3 protein-coding genes are annotated in these 6000 nt (G+C 39.5%); 2 read left to right on the top strand and 1 reads right to left on the bottom strand.

The annotated features are described in order from the left end of the window. Positions 1-534: 534 nt before the first annotated feature. Positions 535-3066, top strand: a complete 2532-nt coding sequence (locus tag V7L12_RS02120; protein WP_335081696.1) for a CHAT domain-containing protein — start codon at positions 535-537, stop codon at positions 3064-3066. Positions 3067-3489: 423 nt separating this feature from the next. Then, positions 3490-4161, top strand: a complete 672-nt coding sequence (locus tag V7L12_RS02125) for a DUF928 domain-containing protein (RefSeq protein ID WP_335081698.1) — start codon at positions 3490-3492, stop codon at positions 4159-4161. A gap of 17 nt (positions 4162-4178) precedes the next feature. Here V7L12_RS02125 and V7L12_RS02130 read toward each other — a convergent pair whose 3' ends face one another. Beyond that, positions 4179-5780 (bottom strand): CHASE2 domain-containing protein, encoded by a 1602-nt coding sequence (locus V7L12_RS02130; protein ID WP_335081700.1) that lies wholly within the window; start codon positions 5778-5780, stop codon positions 4179-4181. Positions 5781-6000: the final 220 nt, after the last annotated feature.

The following is a 6000-nucleotide window of genomic DNA, read 5'->3' on the forward strand; positions in this document are numbered from 1 at the left end:
GAAATGAAACAACTATATTATTAACATTATTAATTGACTAATAACAAATTATATGCACCGAAAAAGTATAATAATGATATATTGACATAGAAAACCAAGTGCAATTCTTTTATAGTGTCTAATTTTAGAAAGTTAACAGCATGATATTAACCTTGTTTTATCAGTTTGAGATAACCCAATCGCTGAAAAGCTTTCAGAGCTTTACTTTTCAATTTTTGGCTAGAAATTTTAGTTAATGTTAGAAAACAAAGTCTCAAACCTTGGTTAAATCAAAGTTCCAGAGTCTAACTTCGATTCTTATTTTCCAAGAGTGAAAAAACAAGGTTAAGTACGGCTCAGTAGCGTTGTGGATGCTCCACCCCGCAAGCTCCAAGTGATGTCTACTAAGTTTTTACTAATACCTCTTACATACATACTCTTTACCATTATGTGTAAATATTAGCCAAATATACTTACTTAAACAGACTTAATGTGATTAATCAACGCTAAAATTCCGAACTAACAGTTATAAATCGCAAATTATTATGACCATTTATGGGTATTCATCGTCACCTAATTTTAGCCCTACTAATCTTTTTATTAATAACAACTGTTTTACCAGCCACTGCCCAGTATTCTCTTTCCCCAACTCAATCTCCAGTCACCCTACTCGAACAAGGAAAACAACTTTATGATGCCGGAAAGTTGGTAGAAGCTGCACAAACTTGGTCACAAGCAGCTCAGATATTTCAGCAAAGCAACCAGCTGCACTATCAAGCATTAAATTACAACTATTTAGCGATCGCTTATCAAGACTTGGGCAAGTGGGAAGCAGCGCGATCGCTAATCACCCAAGCAGAGAATATCCTAAAAACAGTGGATGATTCCTTCCTTTACGCCCAAGTCCTCAACACCCAAGGAAGTTTACAATTTAACACTGGACAACCGGAATTAGCCTTAGAAACTTGGCAGCAGGCAGAGAAAATCTATCGTTCCCTCAAGGATGTCACAGGGATTGTGCTATCGCAGATTAACCAAGCCCAAGCATTGCAAACGTTGGGAGAGTATCGTCGCGCCCAAAGGCAACTAGAACAAATCAATCAAGACCTTGCTGCTTTACCTGATAATCTCCTAAAAGCTAGAGGATTACGAAGTTTAGGGGTAACTCTGCAAGTAGGGGGAGATTTAGAGCGATCGCAACAAGTATTATCGCAAAGTTTAGCGATCGCCAAGCTGGTAAATTCTACCGCAGATATTGGGGAAACCTTCTTAAGATTGGGGAATACCGCTAGAGCTAGGGAAGATTTTAAAACCGCCTTAGAATTTTATCAACAAGCAAGTGCAATTGGTGGCGAGCATACTGAATTAGAAGCACTCCTTAACCAACTCAGCCTTTTAATAAAAACTGAGCAAAATCCAGATGCACTAGTATTATTACCCCAAATTCAAGAACGTCTTGCTAACATTCCTGCCAGTCGTTGGGGAATTTACGCGCAAGTTAATTTAGCAGCAAGTTGGATGAAACTGTCATCATCAAAAACAAAAGACATTGCTCAACTTTTGGCAACAGCAGTCAAACAGGCCAGAGAATTAACAGATGCAAGAGCGCAAAGTTATGCTTTGGGAGAGTTAGGACATCTCTACGAACAAACTCAGCAATTCTCAGAAGCCTTAAATCTCACCCAAACAGCACTAACTTTAGCACAGGGAGTGCAAGCAGAAGATATTGCTGTCAATTGGTTTTGGCAGCAAGGACGAATCGAGAAAGCTAGGGGGAATATTGAGCAAGCAATTACTGCTTATGAACAAGCTGTTGTTTTTTTAACATCTCTGCGTCAAGACTTACTGCAATTGAATCCTGACGTGCAATTTAATTTCCGCGATCGCGTTGAACCAGTGTATCGGCAGTTAGTACAATTACTTTTACAAGATGTAGACAGCCTACCACAAATCATCAAGCAACAACACTTAGAGAAATCTCGCAAAACAATTGAAGCACTGCAATTAGCAGAATTAGAAAACTTCTTCCACCAAGCCTGCTTAACTTATAAACCGCAACCAATAGATAAAATTGATTTAAAAGCCGCAGTCATTTACCCAATTTTGCTAGAACGTCGCTTGGAGGTAGTTGTTTCTCTTCCTGGACAACCTTTGCAACATTATGGAACAAACCTTTCCTCACAAGAGGAATCAGAGGTTTTTGATGAACTGCGCCAATCTTTAAACCTTGCTTTCTTACCTGATGAGGTACTACCTTCTGCCCAAAAATTATATGATTGGTTGTTGCGTCCTGCCGAAAAAGAGATAGAACTTCAGAAGATTAAAACTTTAGTGTTTGTCTTGGATGGTTTTTTACGCAGTGTACCAATGGCAGTTTTGCATGATCGCCAACAGTTTATCATCCAGAAGTACAGCATAGCATTGACTCCTGGTTTGCAACTATTAGAGTCTCGGCATCTTCCTCCCCAACAGTTTCAAGCCTTAACTGCGGGTTTAGCAGAAGCACGTCAAGGTTTTGCTGACTTACCTGGTGTCAAGCAAGAAATTAAACAAATTACAAACTATGTTCATGCAAAGATACTACTAAATGAAAAATTTACTCGCGCCAACGTCCAAAAGCAAATAGAAGAAGTTCCCTTTTCTGTAGTTCATCTTGCCACCCACGGAGAATTTAGCTCCAAAGCCGAAGACACATTTCTTTTAACTTGGGAAGACCGGATTAATGTTAAAGATTTAGATAGATGGTTAAAAGGTGCATCTTCAAAACTGAGCAAAAATGCTCCACGCCAACCAATTGAACTACTAGTTCTCAGCGCTTGTCAAACTGCTAAAGGCGACAACCGCGCTGCTTTAGGATTGGCAGGAATTGCCGTCCGTTCTGGTGCTAGGAGTACTTTAGCAACCCTCTGGTCAGTACAAGACAAATCAACTGCTGACTTGACAGGAGAATTTTACCGTCTGCTTACCCAAAATGTCGTCAGCAAAGCCGAAGCACTGCGTCAAGCACAACTATCTCTATTAAATTCTCCTCAGTACAAACATCCTTATTATTGGTCTGGGTTTGTACTGGTAGGAAATTGGCGTTGACTCACGATGAAGGAGGCAGGGAGGCTTAACAATTCAAAATTCAAAATTCTTGCATTAAAGACATTTTCAAACGAAGAGGAGTGCGGTCTTGGGGTCTCCCTAATACCATTTCTTTGTGAGGCTGCGCCAAATTTTCTTGGCTTCTTATTTCTTTCTTTGTTTCTTTCTTTGTGTCCTTTGCGGTCTTTGCGGTTCGTTCCTCATGTAGTTTGGCGCATCTTCATACAGAATTGGTATAAAAGGAGCAACTCGGTGGATTTAAACCCCAATTGTAGCTTGCTTCCCGCAGGGTAACTGATCAGAGGCGGAGTGACTCCGACTCCGCGCTACGTGTAGACGTAGGGGCCTTAAACCCTTTTATTTACAATAACACCTGAACTCTGACAAATAACAACTGAACTCTGACCACAGACATTTCAGAAAATGATAGTAAATAATGCCTCATATCAATTTAAATTCTTTACTGTTGGCTTATCTTTACAACTGTTGATGTTTGCCTTACCCAGTTTGGCGCAATCAGAATCAGTCACTTCAATTGCCAGCCTACCAGAGCAATTCGTTTTTCAAGAGACTTTTGAACCACCTGGAGAGCCAGAACCAAAAAGTGAAACTGTTGGTGCAGGTTCTCGTGATGGGCTGAGGTGTTCTGAGAATGAACAGCCCATTAGACCTTTAATGCCAAAGCGTAACTTTGGGTTAACCTTCCAAGATCATCCTCCCGTATTCATTTCCTTACCCAAAACTTCAGCACAGAAGGTTGTGCTGACCTTTAGAGATGAAACGGGTAACTATTATGAAAGAACTTTTTTACCTATTACTGCTAGTGGGAGAATTATTAGCTTTACTCAACCTAAAGAAAAAACGCCGCTAACCGTAGGTAAAAACTACGAATGGTCTTTGGTAGTTGTCTGTGGAAAAACTGTGCAACCAGACGATCCTATATTTAAAGGTTGGGTACAACGAGTTGCAAAAACGACTAAAGTAGATAGGGAGTTGAGCCAGTTGACTACCATCGATCAAGTGAAGTGGTATGCACAAAGAGGATACTGGTATGAAATGCTCATGACTATAGAGAAAGCTAAGAAAGCGGGGTAGAGAGCAGGGGGCAAAGGTCAATCATCTTGTTGTAGTATCTTGTCAATCAACTGCTGATTTTCTTTGCCTTCTGCTTGTTTGAAATATTCAATCGCAATTTTTCCAGCAGCAGGTTGCTCTTTTGCAACCGCAAGTAGTAACTTGAGAGTTTGCTGGAGTTGGATTTTCTCAAGCTGCTTAGTTGCAAACATAGGTAGGATAATCGGAGCAAGTATTAATCCCAATAATGGGGGAATAATCGGAATCCACCAACCTTGTAAAAATGCCAGATAACTAAACACGATTAATCCTAGTCCAGTGCTAGTGACGACAAACATTAATTGTCTAGGTGATTTTAATCGCCAAGCAATTAATGTTCCTATCCCAGACCAAAGCAAAATCCATAAGCTCTCCCATATCTCAGACCAAGTTTGCAGCATTCCTCTTCCTTGCAGGGCTGCGGTTAATATTTGGCTGGTAATATTAGCATGAATAAATACTCCTGCCATTTGTTTTGATGACCCAAATAGCCGATTGTTATAAGGTGTTTGAAACAAGTCATTAATACTTTCAGCTGTTGCACCAATTAAGACAACACGATTTTGTATTTTTTCTTTTGGTATGCGTTCTTGCAACAAATCTGTGATGGAGAAGCTTTGAAAATTTTGTTCTGTGCCGTGATAACTAAGTAAAATTTGATAACCTCCAGTATCAGCCCAAACATAGCCTCCGTCAAAAGGTTGCAAGGGTGTTATTAAGGCTTTACCAAGCTGGATATGATGACGATTTTGAGGATGAGGATAGGGAGTGATGCCAACAGTTTTTAAGTATTGTAATGCTAATTGTAAACCCAAACTCTGCCGTAATTGATTTTTTGGCGATCGCGCAGAAGTAGCGAGTCCGCGAGTGTCTGGTTGCGCCAACGTCTGCGATGAACGCACTGTCAATAAGGCACGACGTACCTTACCATCTCCATCCAATACTTGGTCACTAAAACCCACCTGACTTAATTGTGCTAATACTCTTGGTGGTGCAACCTTAGTGCCTACGACTTTATCAATACCAATAAGATTAGGAGTAGTTTTGAACAATTCTACTAATTCTTGATATCCAGGTTCTACTGGCAAATCTCTATATAGATCCAACCCAATTAATTTAGGTTGATAAGTTTTCAATTTATTGAGCGCTTTAACCAAAATATTATCAGGTATGGGGTATTGTCCTATTTTTTGTAAATCTGGTTCATCAATTGTAATTACAACAACACGAGAATCAATTCCTGCTTGGGGTCGTTGTTGCAAAAAGCTATCAAATATATTCCATTCCATTCCCTGCAATAAACCAATGAAGCGTAGCAGGATAATAAAACTAGTAATACCAATTGCAAAGCTGACAATACACGGTTTACCAAAGTGTAATACAGCATTTAATTTAGCAGCTTTTCGGGCTTGATTCAAAATTCGATTCGCTTCCTTCGCAGCTGTTAGAGTAAACTGTGCTTTTTCTAATTCAATTTTTTCGGCATTTAAATTTATTTCAATTTCTTGTTTATCCAACTGCTGACTAGTAGCAAGAAACCGATAATCTATATTAGAAAGCTTTTTGTTTTCTGACCAAGCTGCTGCTTCTTTTAATCTCATATCTCTTAATAATTGAGTGCTATCTTGCTGATTGCTATCAACCCAATTTTTGATATTTTGAGAATATGGACGTAAGTTTTCTAGTTTTTTAGCAACCCAATCTAAATTAAATATAGCTTGATAGATTTGTAAGGATTCAGGTGGCAGAGTATTGACAAGGGGGACACTTGAGGGGGAGTATCACAAATATGAACCAAAACCTGCCTCAAGATATAGACCG

The organism is Nostoc sp., from assembly GCF_036918245.1.
Lineage (GTDB): Bacteria > Cyanobacteriota > Cyanobacteriia > Cyanobacteriales > Nostocaceae > Nostoc.